Source organism: Paenibacillus graminis (genome assembly GCF_000758705.1).
GTDB lineage: Bacteria > Bacillota > Bacilli > Paenibacillales > Paenibacillaceae > Paenibacillus_AQ > Paenibacillus_AQ graminis.
On the sequence record NZ_CP009287.1, the window covers coordinates 4142921 to 4162806 of the forward strand.

Consider the following 19886-nt stretch of genomic DNA (forward strand, 5'->3'; position numbering starts at 1 on the left):
TATAATGGCGTGGCGTACCTATGTTCTCTTTTGTCAGAAAATGCATCTTTCTGCATGTTGTTCGCATTTTCCTGCCAAAGTTCCGGGGAATGGTTATTTTATTTCCAGCTGATAATGGCTCCCGGTGAAAATGCCGGGTCCAGATACTTTTCTAACGGACAATCCAGCAGTCTGACGATACGCGCCCGTCCCCGGTCCAACGGCTCGACCTGCAGCAGCAGCCCCTGGAAGCTGACTTCCTCCAGCGGCTCCATGAAGCTGACCGCCCCTTCAAATACATGTTCCAGCGGAATAACAGTATACAAGGTCATTGCGTAAGCCCTCCTTGATTAACCTGCTCCGGCTGCTGTACCATCTCACCGGCAATCATTCCATTCAACCGGGACAGCGCTGCACCGATTCCGCCTACCTCATCCATCAGCCCGTACTTGACCGCATCATAACCGCCGACTGCCGTACCGATATCCCGGTTCAGCTCACCGGTCCGGAACATCAGATCCTTGAACTGCTGTTCGGAAATCCGTGAATGGGAGGTTACAAACCTCACCATCCTCTCCTGCATCCGCTCCATATATTCGAAGGTCTGGGGTACCCCGATCACCAGGCCGTTCATACGGATCGGATGAATCGTCATCGTTGCGCTCTCGGCAATGATGGAGTAGCTTGAGGCAACTGCAATCGGCACCCCGATGCTGTGTCCTCCGCCAATGACCACAGTCACCGTAGGCTTAGACAGCGAGGCGATCATTTCAGCAATCGCAAGCCCGGCCTCAACATCACCGCCGACAGTATTCAGTATAATCAGCAGGCCTTTGATGGTGTTGCTCTGCTCTGCAGCGACCAGCTGAGGAATAATATGTTCGTATTTGGTGGTTTTATTATGCGGAGGCAGCACAAAATGCCCCTCAATCTGTCCGATAATGGTCATGCAGAAAATATCCGGCTCACCGGTTGGCACAGCGGTCTGACCCAGTTCTTTCACAATTCCCGCCGTTCCCGGAATAACCGGTTCGCCGATTTGCGGTTTCACCACATCCGGAAGAACCTCTTCATTTGTGCCGCCATTTGTCCCTTCTGTTGCTTCCATTGTTCGCAGCGCTCCCTTTCTGCTTGCAGCACCTGCGGCTGCAGCCATACTAGCTTTGATTAGTATGACATTTCAGGGGACCCCCTTATGCACCCGGCCTCAATATATTATCCGCTGCAGCTCCAGGTAAAGCGCTGAGCTATAAGATCCACAACACAGCAAAAGCCCCTCCCCCCTGGAAACCGTCCAATATTTCCGGGGAGAAGGGGCCTTTGGCCCTGCGTATTTATTGATTAAGAAGTTAGCTTCTTGATTACACTTCCATGATGATCGGGAGGATCATCGGTCTGCGGCGGGTTTGCTCATAGAGGAAACGGCCAAGTGAATCCTTGACGCTGGTCTTCAAAGAAGCCCATTCATTGACCTTCTCGCTCATCAGGCGCTGCAGCGTGCCGGATACAATCCGGTTTGCCTCGTCCAGGAGCCCTTCGGATTCCCGTACATAAACAAAGCCGCGGGAGATAATATCCGGTCCGGAAACAATCGCGCCGTTCTGCTTGCTCAGCGTCACAACCACTACAAGAATACCGTCCTGGGACAACAGTTTGCGGTCACGCAATACAATGTTGCCTACATCCCCTACACCAAGTCCATCAATCAGCACATTGCCTGCTGTTACCTTGCCGGCTCTGCGTGCTGAACCGCCGGAAATCTCAATCACTTCACCCAGTTCGGTGATGAAGATATTGGCTGGCTCTACACCTACAGATTCGGCTAGCAGTGCATGTCTGCGCTGCATCCGGAATTCACCGTGGATAGGAAGGAAGTATTTCGGTTTCATCAGGTTGAGCATAAGCTTCAATTCTTCCTGACTGCCGTGTCCAGATACGTGGACACCGGAATTGGAGCCGCTGTAAATCACATTGGCGCCCAGCCGGAACAATTCATCAATGGTACGGCCGACATATTTCTCATTGCCCGGTACCGGAGTTGCCGCAATAATTACGGTGTCGCCCGGCAGGATGTCAACCTTGCGGTGACTGGAGCGCGCCATACGCGTAAGCGCCGACATAGGCTCGCCCTGGCTGCCTGTGCACAATACCACTACGCGGTTGCCAGCCATTCTGTTCATTTCTTCCGGCTCAATCAGCATACCGTCGGGAACGTGAAGATACCCAAGTTCGGAAGCAATGGACACTACATTGACCATGCTGCGCCCGATAACGGTAATCTTGCGTCCGGTCGATTCAGCCGCATTTACTACCTGCTGGATGCGGTGCACGTTGGAAGCGAAGGTTGCAACCACCACACGCTGTTCGGCTTTGCGGAAAATGTCCTCCAGAACGATGCCGACATTCTTCTCCGAAGGAGTGAAGCCCGGCTTCTCAGCATTTGTGCTGTCTGACATAAGTGCGAGCACGCCTCTTTGTCCGATTTCAGCCATACGGTGCAAATTAGCAAACTGGCCATTAACTGGAGTATGGTCAAATTTGAAGTCACCGGTGTGAACAACATTGCCTTCCGGTGTCTCGATGCATACGCCGACCGAGTCGGGAATACTATGATTTGTTCTGAAGAAAGTTACTTTGAGTGAGCTGCCCAGTTCAATTTCCGAATCCTCATTAATCAGAATCCGTTTAGTTTCGCCAAGCAGGTTCGCTTCCTTGAGCTTATTCTCTACAAGGCCCAGCGTAAGTCTTGTTCCGTAAACCGGAACATTCAGGTTCTTAAGCACGTACGATAACCCGCCAATGTGATCCTCGTGTCCGTGGGTAAGAACTATACCTCTTACTTTGTCACGGTTTTCAGTTAAGTAAGAGATGTCAGGAATAACAATGTCAATCCCGAGCATATCCTCTTCCGGGAACTTAAGTCCCGCATCCACGACCACAATATCGTTTCCGTATTGTACCACATACATGTTTTTTCCGATCTCTCCGACTCCGCCCAAAGCGAAAATCGTCAATTTATCGTTGTTGTTTTTTTTGGACAAATGAATCTAACCCTCCTATGATGTTGGACGTCATACTTTTATTTGCAAACAATAAGCTTCATTATCTCAGCGGCGCTGAACACTTCTTCAAATTGCTGATAGCTTCCACGATCAACAAGGAAATTCCATAAGTCTGTAAAATTTCGCATTGCGAAAATTCCTGAATCGGGCAGTGAAACCCCTCTTGAGCGGAAAAACCCCGTCAAAATTCACTGCCCGCGCCCCTTGCGCGAAAATCTGGCACATTAGCACAGACTTATTCAAGGACCTATCCTGTCTCACAATGTAAAAATACATTGACGGAAGATTACCGCATATTTAATTTTAACCGCACCCAGTCACTTAATGACATTATACATGATTTTTTTGGCAAAAGACAAGTCATCGGCACCGTAACCCTTTTCTTTCCTTAATTTCAGGTAAGAAACTTAATACTGCGTTTATAATTTTGACATAAAATATATAAAAGCCGGCACCCCTGTGACGGGGAATGCCGGCTTAAATCTGGCTATCGATCAAACGTAAATGCGCTACTCCAGCAGCGCAGCGATAAATGATGCTTCTTCTTCTGTAGGAGATACCAGCGGGAGCCGTACCGTACCTACATCCACACCGCGGAGGCCAAGCGCATACTTGACGGCAGAGGGATTCGGAAGCGGATGCGGACATTCAAACAGCCCCTTGAACACCGGGAAAAGCTTGCGGTGAAGTCCGCCTGCCCGTTGGACATTCCCTGAGATATAAGCTCCGATCATCTCTGCCATCTGCTCACCAACCACATGGCTGGCTACACTGATTATACCGTAGGCCCCAACGGCAAGCGCAGCAAGTCCGGCGGAATCATCCCCTGAATACACACGGAAATCAGCGGGACAGGCTGAAACAATCTGTGTAATCTGATCCACTGACTGGCATTCCTTAGTCGCCACGATGTTTGGAATCTCGGCAAGCCTCAGTGTCGTGGCTGCGCTCATACTGACGCTGGTCCGGCTGGGCACATTATAGAGAATAACAGGCAGCGCTGTCTCCCCTGCTATGGCAGCAAAATGCCGGTACAGCCCTTCCTGATTCGGCTTGTTGTAATAGGGAACAACGAGAAGCACACCGTCCACACCAATCTTCTCCGCTTCCTTCGTCAAATGAATGGAATGTCTGGTGCTGTTGGTGCCTGTTCCGGCGATGATTTTACAGCGGCCTGCGGCCTTCTTCAGCACATAAGCGAATAACTCCAGCTTCTCCTCATCGCTTAAGGTAGGGGATTCTCCCGTCGTCCCGCAGACCACCAGCGCTTCAGATTTCTTTTGCTCAATGAGATAGTCAATCAAGCGTGAGGTAGCTTCCCAATTGATTTCGCCAGAACTGTCAAAGGGGGTTACCATAGCGGTGATTAATCTTCCGAAGTCCACTTTGAATTCCTCCTTGTCAGCGGTGTAATTCAAATTTGGCATGCAAAGCGCGCAGCGACTGCACCATATCTTCTTTTTTGACCAGCACCCAAATGGTTGTATTGGAATCGGCAGACTGGAGAATCTGAATATTCTGCGAGCTAAGCGCTTCAACGATGCGGGCCATGATGCCCGGGACCCCGTTGATCCCGCCTCCGATAACCGAGACCTTGGCGCAGCCGGACAGGCTCGAAGGACGCAGCCCCAGCTCCTGAAGTGCAGCAATCGCCTGCTCTGACTTGTCATCATTCACTGTATACAGCGCTTCAGTCGGCGTTACATTGATGAAATCCACACTGATGCCGTTGTCGGCCATGCTTTTAAAAATCTGGAGCTGCACACCGGTACCGTTGCCCTCCGGACATTCCACGGATATCTGGGTAACGTTGCTGACATAAGCGATCCCCGTGACAAAGCGGTCAACCACTCCATGTGAAACATCGCTGAACCCCTCCGGATGGGTCACGAGCGTGCCTTCGGCTTCAGAGAATGTAGACCGGACACGTACAGGAATCTGGGCCTGCATGGCAATCTCTACAGCACGGGGGTGAATGACCTTGGCGCCTTGATATGCCATGTTGCAGATTTCCGTATAGCTGACATAAGTCAGCTGCTTCGCATCCTCAACAATCCGCGGATCAGCGGTCAGGATACCATCCACATCTGTATAGATATCGACCATATCTGCCCGCAGCGCAGCGCCAAGCGCCGTAGCAGAAGTGTCACTGCCTCCGCGTCCAAGGGTCGTAAAATCACCGGCTTCGGTCTGCCCCTGGAACCCGGTTACAATCACTACTTTGTGCTCGCGCAATTCGCGCAGAATACGTTCGGTCCGCACATCCAGAATCCGGGCATTGCCGTAGTTGTTATCGGTCACAAAACCGGCCTGTGCTCCTGTCAGCACGGTTGCAGGGACACCCTCATGCTCCAGCAAGCCGCACAAAGTTGTAGCAGAAATAATCTCTCCGCAGCACATCAGAAGATCCTTCTCCCGGTTCGGCAGAGCATCCCCATTCTGTACCGCCCAGTCCAGCAGCGTATCGGTCGCATAAGGTTCGCCTTTGCGCCCCATGGCCGACACGACCACGACCAGACTGAAGCCGCTGGCCAGTTCACGTTTGACATGACGGATCACGTGTTCTCTGGCCGCTGGTGTGGAGAGTGAGGTTCCGCCAAATTTTTGCACCAAAATACCCATGTATAATTCCTCCATTACTTCTCTAAGCAAGCACACTAATACGTACACATTCTATCCAAAATACTAAATGGAAAGAATCCGCTTGTGCGGTTCCGTATTCAGATAGCTGAATAAAGTGTTGAACCGCCCTCGGAATGAGGACGGCAATGTATACTTGTATGGTCAGAGTGCCTGCATAAAACATATGTCTATGCTGAATGAAACCGTTCGATAATCATCGGCTGCAGCTGGTTGCCCTGCAGAGCCGCATAGCAGGTTTCGGGAATGAGGTCCATCTGTGCCACAAGCGAATTCGGCTTGCCCTGCGGATTATCCTGGCCGAACGGAACGAAATAAATGTTCTTTGTAACCAGGAGCTTTGCGATATTCGCCGCATTCAGGCCAAGTCCATCATTGGTGGAGATGGCCAGCACCAGAGGACGGCTGTTGCGCATTTGCGATTTGGCGGCCATCAGCACGGGGCTGTCGGTCATGGCATTAGCCAATTTACTAGTCGTATTCCCAGTGCAGGGCGCGATAGTAAGCACATCCAGCAGCTTGGAGGGACCCAGCGGTTCCGCTTCAACAATTGTAGAAATGATATCATTCCCTGTTATATCTTTCAACTGTTTTAGCCAATTTTCCGATGTGCCAAAGCGGGTGTCCGTATTCAGCACGGATGCGGACACGATCGGCACCACACTGGCTCCGTCATCCATAAACCGCTGAATCTGCGGCATTACCTCGGCAAACGTGCAGTGAGAGCCGGTAATTGCATAACCTACTGTTTTTCCATGCCAATCCATTAAACGTCCCCCCTGTTAAAAGTCTCGTCCGATATCGACTGTACCAGCGCACCCGCCATAATGATTCCGGCGCTTTTGGGAGCAACGACTCCGGGCAGTCCCGGTGCCAGCATGGCCTTGATCCCGCGTTTTTCCGCATAGCGGAAATCGCATCCGCCCGGGGCGGAAGCCAGATCGATAATTACACAGTGTCTGGGAAGACGCGATAACACCTGTGCGGTGATAATCATACTAGGGATGGTGTTGAAAATAAGATCCGCCTCCGGCGCATGCGCCACCAGCTCTCCGGTCATAAAGGGCTTCCAGCCCATCTCCTCGGCCCGTGCATAATGCTCCTGTTTTCTTACGCCCACCTTCACGTTTGAACCGAGGCCCTGCAGCACTCTCGCCATTGTAAACCCGGTTCTGCCCATGCCCAGAACCATTGAGGTAGAGCCATGAATCGTAAAATCCGTATTCTGAATGGCCATAACCAAGGCTCCCTCTGCTGTAGGGATGGAGTTGTAGATCGCTACATCGTCCCTGTTCAGCAGCTCCACCAGCTTCAGCGAATGCTTGTCACACAGGCCGCGCAAGTAGCTTTTGGCCATACCGGTATAGACCATACAGTTTGGCGGAAGTGCGGCAATATGCTCCTCCAGCAGCTGCAGGCGTTCCGTAGACAAGAGGGCATTGATATTGCCTTCATCATCACACCCCACCGTTGGCAGTACCAGCACATCCGCGCGGCTCAGCAGCTCTGCCGACATTTGTTCCAGGCTCACCCCTGGGCTTGGGGCATCCCACTTGTCGAACCCGGCAGCGCTTACCGTAGCATCCATTTCCACACATTTCCGAATCACTTCAATCTGTCTCGCGTCCCCGCCCAGGAACACGATCCTGATGCCAGTAAGCATAGGGATGACGCTCCTTTCCACATACACACTATCGACTATAGAGCATCTTATGCCGCAGGCTCCGGATGGGTGATGAGCGGAGAAGAAATAATGGGCACCCGGATTCTTCATGGAAAAAACAGCAAAAGGCCAGGTAATCTCACGAAGCAGATCATTCTCTATATTAAAAAAAGCTTGCGGGTAAATACCGGTAACGGTATCTCCGCAAGCTTATTGTGCAGCTATTGATACAAGGCGCGCCTTACAGAAAAGACGGTTAAGCCCTTGTTATTTCCCCGTATGGCCAAAGCCGCCGGCACCACGCTCAGTTTCCGACAGTTCCTCCACTTGGACAAGTGTCACAGATGGAACAGCCTGAAAAACCATCTGGGCAATCCGTTCATTCCGGGCAATGGCAAAAGGCTCCTGGCCGAGATTGATCAGCAGCACTTTAATCTCCCCCCGGTAATCGGCGTCGATGGTTCCCGGTGTGTTCAGGCAGGTAATGCCATGCTTCAGCGCCAGCCCGCTGCGCGGCCGGATTTGTGCCTCCAAGCCGTCCGGCATGGCCAGCGATATTCCAGTGGGGATTAGTGCACGCTCGCCCGGAGCGAGGACAACAGCTTCTTGTACGGCGGCATACAGGTCATAACCTGAAGCCTGTTCCGACATTTTACGGGGCAGCTCCACATCCTCATTCCCGGAAAGCTTGTTAATTTGAACGTAATAAGACAAGATCATCTCTCCTAACATTGGCAATAGCTTTGTCCGTTGCGCCCACCATCGCTAAAGCGAGCGGCTGCGCAAACATATGATCCAGCAGCCGGTTCATGTCATCCATGGTTACCTGCTGGATTTTGGCGATCATATCATCCAGTGTATCATGTCTTCCCAGCATCAGCTCGTTTTTTCCGATACGGTTCATCCTGCTGCTGGTGCTTTCGAGGCTGAGGATCAGGCTGCCTTTGAGCTGCTCTTTGCCTTTTCTCAGTTCATCCTCGCTGAGCCCCTTGACGGCAAGCTCATACATCATGTCTTTGATCAGCTCGGTAACCTCTTTAGTCTGCTTCGGCGCAGTCCCCGCATATACCGTGAACATCCCGCTATCCGCCTGGGAGCTATGGTAAGAGTAGACCGAATAAGCCAACCCGCGTTTTTCGCGGATCTCCTGGAACATCCGTGAGCTCATGCCGCCGCCGATGGCATTGTTCAGCAGCACCATCGGATATTGCAGCGGCCCTCCGCTTTGGACACCCGGCAGGGAGAGGCAAATATGGTTTTGCTCTGTTTTTTTGCGGTGGAACAGCAGCTCGCCATGGAAATCGGGTGCAGCCAGCGCTGCGGACTCGCCATGATTCTGAAATGAACCGAAGTGCTTCTCCAGCAGCTCTGCCAGCCCGTCATTGATGTTGCCGGCTACACTAATCACTGTGTTCTCAATCGTATATTGTGCCTTCATATAGGCCCGGAGATCATCCGGGGTCATTTCCTGAAGCCGCTCCTTGAGGCCCAGAATGGAATAGGCCAGCGGATGCTCACCGTAAGCTGCGGCGCACATCAGATCATGCACCAGATCATCCGGTGTGTCCTCGCACATAGCGATTTCCTCGAGAATGACATTTTTCTCCTTCGCCAGCTCTTCGGCATCCATCCGCGATCGGAAAAACATATCGGCCAGCACATCCACCGCAATCGGCAGATGCTCATCCAGCACTTTGGCATAATAGCATGTATATTCCTTAGAGGTAAACGCATTGACGTTGCCGCCGATAGCGTCGAACTGTTCAGCAATATCCTTGGCGCTGTACCGGCCTGTTCCTTTGAACAGCATATGCTCAATAAAATGAGAAATCCCGTTGTTCAGCGGAGTCTCATTACGGGAGCCAGTTTTGACCCATATTCCAAAGGAAACGGATCGGCCGGTGGGAATTTTTTCTGTAACCACCCTGAGACCGTTTGACAATACTATTTTTTCCACTTCTAAGTCCTCCTGGCATAGCCCTGGTTCTATCTGTATTTTGATATACGCGCCTCTTATCCTACCAGAATTAGACGGCTCACTCAACATCAGCAGGCAGTACACGCTCCGCTGAGAGCGTCTGGCTGACCGTCCCCAGCTGCAGGCCTTTTGCTTTTATTCCCCGGATCATCCCCCGGAGCGCCTGCGAAGAGGAAGCTGTCGGGTGCATTAGAATCAAGGTTCCCGGCTCCGCTTTGCTGCTGATTTTGGAAATGATCGAATCCGGGGAAGGGTTGCGCCAATCCACCGTATCCAGCGTCCACAGCACCGTTTTCAGCCCTAACGAGGCGGCAATGTCGACAGTCTCCTGGTCAAAGTCGCCGGATGGAGGAGCAAACCAGATATTGGTCACTCCCAGGCTCTCTTTGAGCAGGTTTTGCGTTTTCTGGATTTCGGCTGTGGCTCGCGCCCGGCTCAAAGTGCTCATATTAGGATGGGTATAGGCATGATTCTCCATTTCATGCCCCCGTTTCAGCATTTCCTCGGCCAGCTCTTTATTGCGGCTCAGCCAGCTGCCGTCCAGAAAAAAGGTGACCTTTACCTTTTCCTGATCTAAAATGTCCAGCATTGGGATAATGTACTCGTTGCCCCAAGCTACATTGATCATCAGCGATACCATCGGCTTCGCGGGATTGCCCCGGTATATCGGCTGAGCCCCAAGGTCATCCAGTGAAACTCCAGGTTTAATCTGGCGGTACAGCAGCTTCAAGCCAGCATTAGGCCCCTTAAGCTTAGCCTTCCGGTATGTTGCCTCCACATCCACTTCCAGCCCGTTATAACCCGGTATAGCCTTCCATACACGGTCAACGGTTGCATCCACAGGCGGGCTGTTCAGCTTGGCGGCTTTACTCTCAATGCTTGTGCGCAGATCATCCTGGGGTTCTGTGTAGACCCTGCTCCATACAGCCAGTCCAGTCTGCGGCTTAAGCTGGGCCAGCATTTCCTTCACCGGCCCATATGTACTGCCGATCCCGGCCACCACAGCAATACAGCCCAGCACCAGTGCCGCTTTTTCCGTCTTCATGACGTCTTTTCCTCCCTGGCAGAACAGTTCATTTGTCCGTCCCGGCACAAGTCAGGTGCAGAGACGCTTTGTCCCAGCCTATGAGTCCATGAAGGAAAATATGTCCAGCGTCTACAACTTAAAAAAGAGCCAGAACAAAACTGCTTCTGTCTCTTCCCGTTCATACATTTAATTTCGTTTCAAACATTAATATCTAAGCCTTAGCTGCACCCTCTGCAGTGAGCACTGCTTTGCGTGACAAATTTACGCGGCCCTGCTGGTCGATTTCAGTAACTTTGACAGTAATCGTGTCACCGATAGCCACTACATCTTCCACTTTGGCTACACGTTCAGTAGACAGCTGTGAAATATGCACCAGTCCGTCTTTGCCTGGAATCAATTCGACAAAGGCACCAAACTTTTCGATGCGTCTGACTGTACCCACATATATTTCACCGACCTGTACTTCACGTACAATGCCTTCGATAATACCGCGGGCTTTTTGAATCATCGCTTCGTCCGAAGAGCCAATGAAGACACGGCCATCCTGCTCGATATCGATCTTCACGCCGGTTTCTTCAATGATTTTATTGATAATCTTGCCACCTGCGCCGATGACATCACGGATTTTGTCCGGATTGATGTTGATGATAATGATTTTGGGAGCATATTTGGACAGGCTTGGTCTAGGCTCGGAGATAGCTTCCTTCATTTTGCCCAAGATGAACATCCGTCCTTCTTTGGCCTGCTGCAGCGCATCCTGAAGAATCTTGCGGTCAATGCCGGCGATCTTGATATCCATCTGAATCGCTGTAACCCCTTTAGCCGTACCTGCCACCTTGAAGTCCATATCGCCAAGATGATCTTCCATCCCCTGAATATCGGTCAGGATCGAGACATGCTCTCCGTCTTTGATCAGACCCATGGCTACACCGGCTACAGGCGCCTTAATCGGCACACCCGCATCCATCATGGCCAAGATGCTGGCGCAAATACTCGCTTGGGAAGTAGAGCCGTTGGATTCAATAGCTTCTGATACCAGACGAATCGTGTACGGGAATTCAGTTTCACTAGGTATAACTTTGGACAATGCACGCTCCCCAAGGGCTCCGTGTCCAATCTCGCGCCGTCCCGGTGCTCTGAGCGGACGGGCTTCCCCTACGCTGAACGGCGGGAAGTTGTAGTGGTGCATGAAGCGTTTCGTCTCGGCCGGATCAATCCCGTCCAGGATCTGCACATCTCCAAGCGCACCAAGCGTACATACGCTAAGGATCTGAGTCTGTCCGCGCGTGAAAAGTCCGGAACCATGAGTACGCGGCAGCAAAGCCGTATCGCATTCAATGGGCCGGATTTCATCCAGCTTGCGTCCATCCGGACGGATCTTGTCATGGGTGATCAGACGTCTTACTTCATCCTTGACGATATCATGCAGCACTTCCTTGACATCCTTCAGAAGCTCCGGTGTTTCTATGTATTTCTCTGCGAAATACTCCACCGTTTCATTGTTGATCAGGTCGATGGCATCCTGGCGGGCATGTTTCTCGGCAATTTTCACAGCTTCGACCAGACGGATCTGCGCATAAGCGCGTACCTCTGCGTTCACTTCGCTATTTACCGTGTGCAGCTTCACTGCCATCTTTTCTTTGCCGGCAGCGGCAACAAGTTCTTGAATCACAGCTACGATCTTGCGGATTTCATCATGTCCGAACATGATAGCTTCCAGCATGACATCTTCAGGCACTTCATTGGCTTCAGCTTCCACCATCATGATGGCGTCTTTGGTTCCGGCTACGACTACATAAATGTCGCTCGCTGCTTGCTGCGCAACGTCCGGATTAATGATGAATTCACCGTTAATACGGCCTACTGCCACACCACCGATCGGTCCGTCAAACGGCACATCGGAGATGCTGAGCGCAGCGGAAGTACCAATCATAGCGGCAATATCCGGCGCACAATCCTGATCCACGCTCATTACCAGATTCAGTACCTGCACATCGTTACGGAATCCTTCCGGAAACAGCGGGCGAATTGGACGGTCTGTCAGACGGCTGGACAGAATCGCTTTCTCACTGGGTCTGCCCTCACGTTTGATGAAACCTCCAGGAATTTTGCCAACTGCATATAATCTTTCCTCATAGTTAACCGTAAGCGGGAAAAAATCCAGATCTTTGGGTTCGCTGGAGGCTGTAACCGTACACAATACTGAAGTGTCACCATAGCGCACCATGACTGCAGCATTTGCCTGTTTGGCAAGGCGGCCCGTTTCCAGTACAAGGCGTCTTCCGCCAAGCTGCATTTCTACACGTTTTTCCATAAAATCCCTCCTTAAATGGTAGTAGACCTGCCTTATTATCGCAGGTTCCAGCATAACACTAATAAATTCTTATCTTTCAAGCAAAAACGGCTTGTCCTCAAGCAGAGGTAAAATAGCCGTTTTGTGCAAATCATATCCACTTGCCGCCTGCAATAGTTTTCCCTAAATTTTCAAAAAGCAACCCGGCTGTCCCGCTGTCGCTCGTAAGAAGGACATACGGTATACAACCAGGCTGCTTTAGGGTAATGATTATGGAAAATTAGCGACGCAATCCCAGTTTTTCGATCAGGGCGCTGTAACGTCTGATGTCTTTGTTTTTCAAATACGCCAGCAGTTTACGACGTTGTCCAACCATCTTCAGCAGTCCGCGGCGGGAATGGTGATCCTTCTTGTGCGTACGCAAGTGGTCAGTCAAATTAACGATGTTCTCCGTTAGGATAGCAACTTGCACCTCAGGAGATCCAGTATCGGATTCGTGAGTTTTGTGCTCGTCAATCAATTGATGTTTACGTTCTTGAGTCAATGCCATCCTGTTCACCTCCTTCAATATAATCGCCAATAGCCTCGTCACCGTCGGTGAGAACATGCAACCAAGCTAAGGTTATGATGCTGTCATTCCAGCAACGTTAATCAGTATAGCACCTTCGAAGACAAATGTAAACGGCATGTCCACAGTGAATCAGGATTCTGCACTCAGCAAGCTTTTGGCGGTATTGGCATCCTCGCCAATCTGCGCGATCAAGGCATGAATGGAGTCGAACTTGCGTTCAGGACGGATGAAGGAGACCAGCTCCACCTTCAGCTCCTGCCCGTAGATATCTCCCGAAAAATCAAACAGATGCACCTCAAAGCTGGGCGCTGTTACCCCTTCGTGGAAGGTTGGCTTCACACCAACGTTCATTACCCCGTGCAGAACTTCATCTTTATAAAAGACCCTGACCGCGTATACCCCCTTGGCGGGAACAACATACCGGTCTTCAAGCTGCACATTGGCTGTAGGGAAACCTATAGTGCGTCCCCGCTTCTCTCCATGAACTACCGTTCCCCGCAGATGATAACAGCGCCCGAACCATGTATTCGCCAGGGTAAGATCACCATTCTGGAGACTCTTGCGTATCCCGGAGCTGCTGACCTTCTGTCCTTCAATCAGGAACGGAGGGGCAGTTAGAACACCCATCCTCCCATTTCCCAGCTCACGGAGCCGGTCTGGATCACCTGCGCCCAGATAGCCGAAGTGGAAATCAAAGCCAACCACGGCAGTTGAAATCTGCAGCGGCAGCAGCATCACAGACACAAAGTCCTCCGGACTTACCCGGGATAACTGCTCGTTAAATTCAATAATATACAAAATATCGACACCCATGCCGGCAAGAATCTCCTGCTTGTCCTTCGCCGGGGTCAAATATCCGTCATAATCTCCTTTGCCCATGACATCCTTGGGATTCGGATGAAAGGTCATGACTGCAGCCGGTACGCCTTCTTTGCGGGCCAATGCAACAGCGGATGCTATGACACTGGCGTGTCCGCGGTGCAGCCCGTCAAACTGACCCAGGGCAGCCACTTGCGGCTGCGCCCACTCCGCTGCAGTCTCCGGCGGCATCGGATAGCTTAAGGTTATGGTTCTCACGCTGTTTCTCACCTACAATTCACTAATGAAATTAATTGTCAAGCTTGTGCAAATACCTTCACAGGCGCGATGGCTCCGGTTTCTTCCAGTTCATATATCCCCAGGAACCCCCCCTGCTCATCATAAAGCCGAAAATGCCCATTGCGCTTTACTTCAGGCGCCACATGACGGAGGGACAGACGCTGCCCCTGCAGCGCTGCCTTTTTCTTCTCGTCCATCACTGTATGCCTGGGCAAATGGGAGATCGCCTCGTCCGCCGCAATCAAATACCTATCCAGGGTACCTGCATCCTTGTATTCAGCGATTTGTTCCAGGGTCAGGCAATGGCTTGCAGATATCCCGGCAGACATCGTCCGTTCAAGCTTCACCATAACACCGGGAAGTCCAAGCGCCCGGCCAATATCTACGCATAGGGTACGGATGTATGTGCCCTTAGAGCACAGCACACGGAACGTAACATCCGGATGATTGCCGTTCCAGACCATACCGGTCATTTCAATCTCATAGATTTCCACTTCGCGGCTCTTACGCTCTACGGTTTTGCCTTCCCGGGCCAGCTCATAGAGGCGCTTCCCGTCAACCTTGACTGCAGAATACATGGGTGGAACCTGAGAAATCACACCTTGAAAAGAATTCAGCACTGCAAGTACTTCGGCTTCCGTAACATGCACATCATCAACGGTTTCCGTAATCGTACCTGTTAAATCCTCGGTATCACTGGATATCCCGAGCCGCAGCGTGGCTACATACTCTTTGGGCAGTTCCTGGATATATTCTACAACACGCGTTGCCCGTCCAAGACAAAGAGGCAAGACGCCTGTCACCTGGGGATCAAGGGTCCCCGTGTGGCCGATCCGCTTCATGCCGAGAATGCGCCGCGCTTTGGCGACAACATCATGTGAAGTGAATCCGGCAGGCTTATAGACAGCCAGAACACCTGTAAGCTCACTCATAAATGACGTCTGACCTCCTGAAGCACCATTGGAATAGCTTCTTCCAGTGTCGCATCGATCCGCGCACCCGCAGCCCGGGTATGTCCGCCTCCGCCAAACACTTGCGCCAAAGCAGCAACATCTACTTTACCTGCAGACCGAAAACTTGCTTTCACGGCACGCTCATGAATAACCTTGAATAGAATTCCTACCTCAACGCCACGGATATTGCGCGGATAGTTCACGATGCCTTCAAGATCCTCGTTTGCGGCTTCGCAATCCAGCATATCCTGAGGTGTTATGGATACCCAGGCAATGTCGCCATTCGGGGAGAGCTGCAAAGTACTCAGCGCCCGGTTCAGCACCTTGACCTGTCCCAGTGTCATCTCCTCCAGCAGTGTTTCCGCAAGCATTGGACCATTGACACCGAGTTCAAGCAGCTCAGAAACCGCAGCCATCACTTTTGGCGAAGTATTGCTGTAGCGAAAACCTCCGGTATCCGTGAGCAGTCCGGTATAGAGGGCTGTCGCGACATCAATATCCCATTCCACCTCAAATGTCTTCAGCAGGTCGAATAAAATCTCCGCAGTTGCAGCAGCATCAGGTTTAATAAGATTAACGTAGCCATAACCGTTATTCGTAGGATGATGATCAATATTTACGATGAGGGCATCGGAGGCAAAATGGCGCTTGGTCAGTCCTACACGCTGAAAATCGGCACAATCAACGCAAATGATATGGCTGTACTCGCGGGGCAAATCCCCTTCTGCCAGATTGGCAATCTCACCGGCATGCCATAAGTATTCCATCCGCTGCGGGATCGGGCCTTCGTTCAGCATAGTATATTTTTTGCCCAGACATGAGAGAAGCCAGCCCACCACTAGGGTGGAGCTGACTGCATCTCCGTCCGGCTGAATATGCGACACTACAAGATAGTCATCGTGTTCCAGCAGAAACTTACGGGTCTGCCGGAGACTTTGTTCATAGCTCTGCATTCGCCGTCTCCTTTATGTTTCCTAGCTTTCTTCATTCTTGCCAAGTTCACCGAGCAGCTTCTCGATATGGCTTCCGTAAGCAACGGATTCGTCAATCTTGAAGATCAGCTCAGGCGTATGCCGCAGACGGATCGCTTTGCCAAGCTCCGAGCGGAGAAAGCCATTGGCTTTCTCAATCGCTTTTAAGGAACCTGTGACCTGCTCTTCATCCCCAAAAACACTCAGGTACACTTTGGCCTGTGACAGATCGTTCGTCACATCTACGCCGGTTACAGTTACAAACCCGATGCGCGGGTCTTTAAGTCCGCTTTGGATAAGCTGGCTGAGTTCTTTTTTGATCTGCTCGCCAACCCGTCCGGCTCTGATTTTAGACATTTATATCACCTCTTCGCTTAGCGCTCAACCGTCTCCATGATAAACGCTTCGATAATGTCGCCTTCGACGACATCATTATAGCGTTCCAAAGTTATGCCACATTCATAACCCTGTGCCACTTCTTTGGCATCATCCTTGAAACGCTTCAAGGTGTCGATCTTGCCTTGGAAGACAACAATACCGCTGCGGATCAGGCGCATTTCGGCATTGCGGGTAATTTTGCCGGAAGTAACCATACAACCTGCAATGGTCCCCACTTTGCTGATTTTGAAGACGTTGCGCACTTCGGCATGGCCGATAATGTTCTCTTTGTAGACGGGATCCAGCATGCCTTTCATAGCACTTTCAATTTCTTCGATTACATTGTAAATGATGTTGTGCAGACGGACATCCACTTTTTCCTGCTCTGCTGCGGCTTTGGTCTGGGCATCCGGACGCACGTTGAAGCCAATTACGATCGCATTGGAAGCTGCCGCCAGAGTAATGTCGGATTCCGTAATCGCACCCGCACCACTATGGATAATCTTCACACGCACGCCTTCAACTTCAATTTTGGCCAAGGAGCCTTTGAGCGCCTCAACCGAACCCTGCACGTCACCTTTGATGATTACGTTCAGGTCTTTGATCTCGCCTTCTTTGATGTGCTTGAACAGATCATCCAGCGTTACCCGGGTGTTCGTATTCAGCTCAGACTGGCGCTGCGTTGTGGAACGTCTGTCTGCAATCGCACGGGCCTTACGCTCATCCTCAAACGCCATGAACGGATCGCCGGCTTGCGGAACTTCAGTCAGACCGGTAATTTCCACTGGAGTGGAAGGACCCGCTTCCTTGATCTTGCGCCCTTTGTCATTCACCATGGCGCGCACGCGGCCGAAGCAGTTCCCTGCTACAAAGGCGTCTCCGACTTTCAGGGTACCATTCTGTACCAGAATCCGGGCAACCGGTCCACGGTTCTTATCCAGCTCTGCTTCTATGACGGTACCGCGCGCCCGTTTGTCAGGGTTAGCTTTGTACTCATTCACTTCAGCAACGAGCAGAATCATTTCCAGCAGCTCTTCAAGGTTGATGCGCTGTTTGGCAGACAGGTTGACGAAGATAGTGTCTCCGCCCCACTCTTCCGGCACCAGCTCATAGTTGGTAAGCTCCTGCTTCACGCGGTCAGGGTCTGCACCCGGTTTGTCGATCTTGTTGACAGCAACAATGATCGGCAGGCCTGCAGCCTTGGCATGGTTGATTGCTTCTACCGTCTGCGGCATCACACCGTCATCGGCAGCGACTACGATAATGGTCATATCCGTTACCTGGGCACCACGGGCACGCATAGCTGTAAACGCTTCGTGGCCCGGTGTATCGAGGAACGTGATTTTTTTGTGGTTGATTTCGACTTGATAAGCACCGATATGCTGGGTAATTCCGCCGGCTTCTCCGCCGGTTACATTCGTAGAGCGAATGGCATCCAGCAATGTCGTTTTACCATGGTCAACGTGGCCCATGATGGTTACGACCGGAGGACGAGTCTGCAGATCCTCTTCGGAATCGTTCTCTTCCACCGTCTCGAAGCTGTCTTCATCCACTGGAATCTTCACTTCTACTTCCACTCCGAATTCACCGGAGAGCAGCAGAATCGTGTCAATGTCGAGCTCCTGGTTAATTGTAGCCATAACCCCCATGGAAATCAGCTTCTTGATGACTTCAGAAGCATCCTTATGAAGCAGCTTGGCAGTTTCACCGACAGTCATGCTGCCGCGGACAATGATTTTTTTAGGGGTGTTGTCGATTTTTTCACGGACAGGCTGATTGCTTCGGCCACGGTTGTTTTTACCGCCCCGGCCGCGGAAATTACCGCCTTTGCCGTCTTCAAAACGTTTTTGACCGCTGTTGTTGTTCGGTCTGCCGCCGGTTGCGTTTTTCTTGGGTCCTCTGTCGCCGCCGCGGGAGAAATCACCGCCGCCTTGACCTTGTGGACGGCTGTCAGCTGTACGCGTTCCACCTTGACCCTGTGGACGGTCGCCAGTACGCGGCGCACCGCCGCCTTGGCCTTGCGGGCGGCTGCCCGTAGAGCTGCCCTGCGGACGGCTGCCAGTGGAGCTGCCTTGTGGACGGCTGCCGGTAGAGCTGCCTTGTGGACGGCTGCCAGTGGAGCTGCCCTGCGGGCGGCTGCCGGTGGAGCTGCCTTGCGGGCGGTTACCGCCCGTGGAGCTGCCTTGCGGACGGCTGCCGGTGGAGCCGCCTTGCGGGCGGTTACCGCTTGTGCTGCTTTGCGGACGTGAATTTTGTGCTGAACCTGATGTTGCTCTGCGGGAATCTTGTCCGCTTTGGGGCCTTGGGGACGTCGTCGATTGGTTGTTGTTTTGGTTACTGTTCATACCTACCTGCTTTTCCGGTTGATTTTTGTTGGCATTCTGAGCGCTCTGGGGTTCAGCGGTTACCGTTCCGGCCGATGCCGGACGGCTGCTGGTTCCGCTATCCCGTTTGGCTGCAGCATTTGACTTAATATCCTTGAAGAACTGTTCAACTTTACTCACGGAGCCATTCTCCATGACACTCATATGATTATTCACAGGGACATTCAAACGCTTCAGAATTGTGATGATTTCTTTACTGCTCATGTTGAGCGATTTCGCGTATTCATACACGCGCAGCTTATCCTTATTGTCTTCTTTAGTCAATAACTCCACCTCCGACAGTATCTCCCAGCACTCTGGAGATCATTTCCGCGAATCCTTTATCCGTAACGGCCAGCACTACGCGCTGGTCTTTACCAATACTTGCACCGAGTTCATCCCGGTGAAATGCGATTACTAGTGGAATATCGTAGGTTCCGCACTTGTCACGGAACTTTTTCTGAGTATTTTCTGAAGCATCACCAGCCAGGACGACCAGCTTCGCCTCCGAAGACCGTACCGCTTTCAGCACAGCTTCGTCGCCGGTGACAATCTTGCCTGCTCTCATAGCAAGCCCTAAATAAGAAAGTGTCTTACTCATTGTCCTCACTATCCTTCGCTGCCAGAAACTGCTCCTCCACGGATGCAAAATCCCGGGCAAGCTGGGCGTAAATTTCAGGACTCACTTGACATTTGAGTGCACGGTCAAGTGCTTTGTTCTTTTGTGCCAGCTTAAAACATTCAAGTTTGCCGCATATATAAGCACCACGGCCCGACTTTTTGCCTGTCAGGTCAATCAGCACTTCACCCTCCGGCGTTCTCACCACGCGAATCAGCTCTTTTTTGGGCATCATCTCTTGGCTGGCAACGCATTTGCGCAGCGGCACCTTACGCTGTTTCATGTCAATCG

18 protein-coding genes and 1 pseudogene are annotated in these 19886 nt (G+C 51.7%); all 19 read right to left on the reverse strand.

Annotated elements, in window-relative coordinates; genetic code table 11:
* Nucleotides 1-98: 98 nt before the first annotated feature.
* Nucleotides 99-311 carry a YlzJ-like family protein gene (locus tag PGRAT_RS17450; protein ID WP_025704674.1) on the reverse strand — a complete coding sequence of 71 codons (213 nt, stop codon included), beginning with the start codon at nucleotides 309-311 and terminating at the stop codon, nucleotides 99-101.
* Entirely contained in the window at nucleotides 308-1087 is a 780-nt protein-coding gene (locus PGRAT_RS17455) for a ClpP family protease (RefSeq protein ID WP_025704673.1), read from the reverse strand. The genes PGRAT_RS17450 and PGRAT_RS17455 overlap by 4 nt, the downstream gene beginning before the upstream one ends.
* Nucleotides 1088-1340: 253 nt before the next feature.
* Nucleotides 1341-3020 (reverse strand): ribonuclease J, encoded by a 1680-nt coding sequence (locus PGRAT_RS17460; protein WP_025704672.1) that lies wholly within the window; start codon nucleotides 3018-3020, stop codon nucleotides 1341-1343.
* A 530-nt stretch (nucleotides 3021-3550) separates the two neighbouring features.
* A complete protein-coding gene (gene dapA / locus PGRAT_RS17465; RefSeq protein ID WP_025704671.1) occupies nucleotides 3551-4426 on the reverse strand; it encodes a 4-hydroxy-tetrahydrodipicolinate synthase in 876 nt (291 codons plus the stop codon).
* 16 nt (nucleotides 4427-4442) lie between these two features.
* Nucleotides 4443-5663 (reverse strand): aspartate kinase, encoded by a 1221-nt coding sequence (gene dapG / locus PGRAT_RS17470; protein WP_025704670.1) that lies wholly within the window; start codon nucleotides 5661-5663, stop codon nucleotides 4443-4445.
* Nucleotides 5664-5851: 188 nt separating this feature from the next.
* The gene (locus PGRAT_RS17475; protein WP_025704669.1) at nucleotides 5852-6448 is read right to left on the reverse strand and encodes a dipicolinate synthase subunit B; all 597 of its coding nucleotides are present in this window, start codon (nucleotides 6446-6448) and stop codon (nucleotides 5852-5854) included.
* On the reverse strand, nucleotides 6448-7344 hold the full coding sequence (gene dpsA, locus PGRAT_RS17480; protein WP_025704668.1) for a dipicolinate synthase subunit DpsA: 897 nt from the start codon (nucleotides 7342-7344) through the stop codon (nucleotides 6448-6450). The genes PGRAT_RS17475 and dpsA overlap by 1 nt, the downstream gene beginning before the upstream one ends.
* A gap of 267 nt (nucleotides 7345-7611) precedes the next feature.
* On the reverse strand, nucleotides 7612-8058 hold the full coding sequence (gene dut / locus PGRAT_RS17485) for a dUTP diphosphatase (protein ID WP_025704667.1): 447 nt from the start codon (nucleotides 8056-8058) through the stop codon (nucleotides 7612-7614).
* Nucleotides 8036-9301, reverse strand: a complete 1266-nt coding sequence (locus tag PGRAT_RS17490) for a M16 family metallopeptidase (RefSeq protein ID WP_025704666.1) — start codon at nucleotides 9299-9301, stop codon at nucleotides 8036-8038. The genes dut and PGRAT_RS17490 overlap by 23 nt, the downstream gene beginning before the upstream one ends.
* 79 nt (nucleotides 9302-9380) lie before the next feature.
* Nucleotides 9381-10367 carry a polysaccharide deacetylase family protein gene (locus PGRAT_RS17495; RefSeq protein WP_025704665.1) on the reverse strand — a complete coding sequence of 329 codons (987 nt, stop codon included), beginning with the start codon at nucleotides 10365-10367 and terminating at the stop codon, nucleotides 9381-9383.
* A 193-nt stretch (nucleotides 10368-10560) separates the two neighbouring features.
* Complete coding sequence (pnp, locus tag PGRAT_RS17500; RefSeq protein ID WP_025704664.1) at nucleotides 10561-12663, reverse strand: polyribonucleotide nucleotidyltransferase; 2103 nt, start codon at nucleotides 12661-12663, stop codon at nucleotides 10561-10563.
* Nucleotides 12664-12922: 259 nt separating this feature from the next.
* Nucleotides 12923-13192 carry a 30S ribosomal protein S15 gene (gene rpsO / locus PGRAT_RS17505; RefSeq protein ID WP_019910460.1) on the reverse strand — a complete coding sequence of 90 codons (270 nt, stop codon included), beginning with the start codon at nucleotides 13190-13192 and terminating at the stop codon, nucleotides 12923-12925.
* Between the two features lie 150 nt (nucleotides 13193-13342).
* Nucleotides 13343-14290, reverse strand: coding sequence for a bifunctional riboflavin kinase/FAD synthetase (locus PGRAT_RS17510; RefSeq protein WP_025704663.1), 948 nt, complete (start codon nucleotides 14288-14290; stop codon nucleotides 13343-13345).
* A gap of 38 nt (nucleotides 14291-14328) precedes the next feature.
* Nucleotides 14329-15243 carry a tRNA pseudouridine(55) synthase TruB gene (truB, locus tag PGRAT_RS17515; RefSeq protein ID WP_025704662.1) on the reverse strand — a complete coding sequence of 305 codons (915 nt, stop codon included), beginning with the start codon at nucleotides 15241-15243 and terminating at the stop codon, nucleotides 14329-14331.
* On the reverse strand, nucleotides 15240-16217 hold the full coding sequence (locus tag PGRAT_RS17520; RefSeq protein WP_025704661.1) for a DHH family phosphoesterase: 978 nt from the start codon (nucleotides 16215-16217) through the stop codon (nucleotides 15240-15242). Before PGRAT_RS17520 ends, truB begins: the two co-directional genes overlap by 4 nt.
* A gap of 21 nt (nucleotides 16218-16238) precedes the next feature.
* Nucleotides 16239-16592: a 30S ribosome-binding factor RbfA gene (gene rbfA / locus PGRAT_RS17525; RefSeq protein ID WP_025704660.1), complete on the reverse strand. Its 354-nt coding sequence runs from the start codon at nucleotides 16590-16592 to the stop codon at nucleotides 16239-16241.
* 17 nt (nucleotides 16593-16609) lie between these two features.
* Nucleotides 16610-19261, reverse strand: a complete 2652-nt coding sequence (gene infB, locus PGRAT_RS17530) for a translation initiation factor IF-2 (RefSeq protein WP_042266949.1) — start codon at nucleotides 19259-19261, stop codon at nucleotides 16610-16612.
* Nucleotides 19259-19577, reverse strand: a pseudogene (locus tag PGRAT_RS17535) (YlxQ family RNA-binding protein); the annotation flags it as partial. The gene infB and the pseudogene PGRAT_RS17535, both read right to left, overlap by 3 nt.
* Nucleotides 19570-19878, reverse strand: a complete 309-nt coding sequence (gene rnpM, locus PGRAT_RS17540) for an RNase P modulator RnpM (protein ID WP_019910454.1) — start codon at nucleotides 19876-19878, stop codon at nucleotides 19570-19572. The pseudogene PGRAT_RS17535 and the gene rnpM, both read right to left, overlap by 8 nt.
* Nucleotides 19879-19886 lie beyond the last annotated feature (8 nt).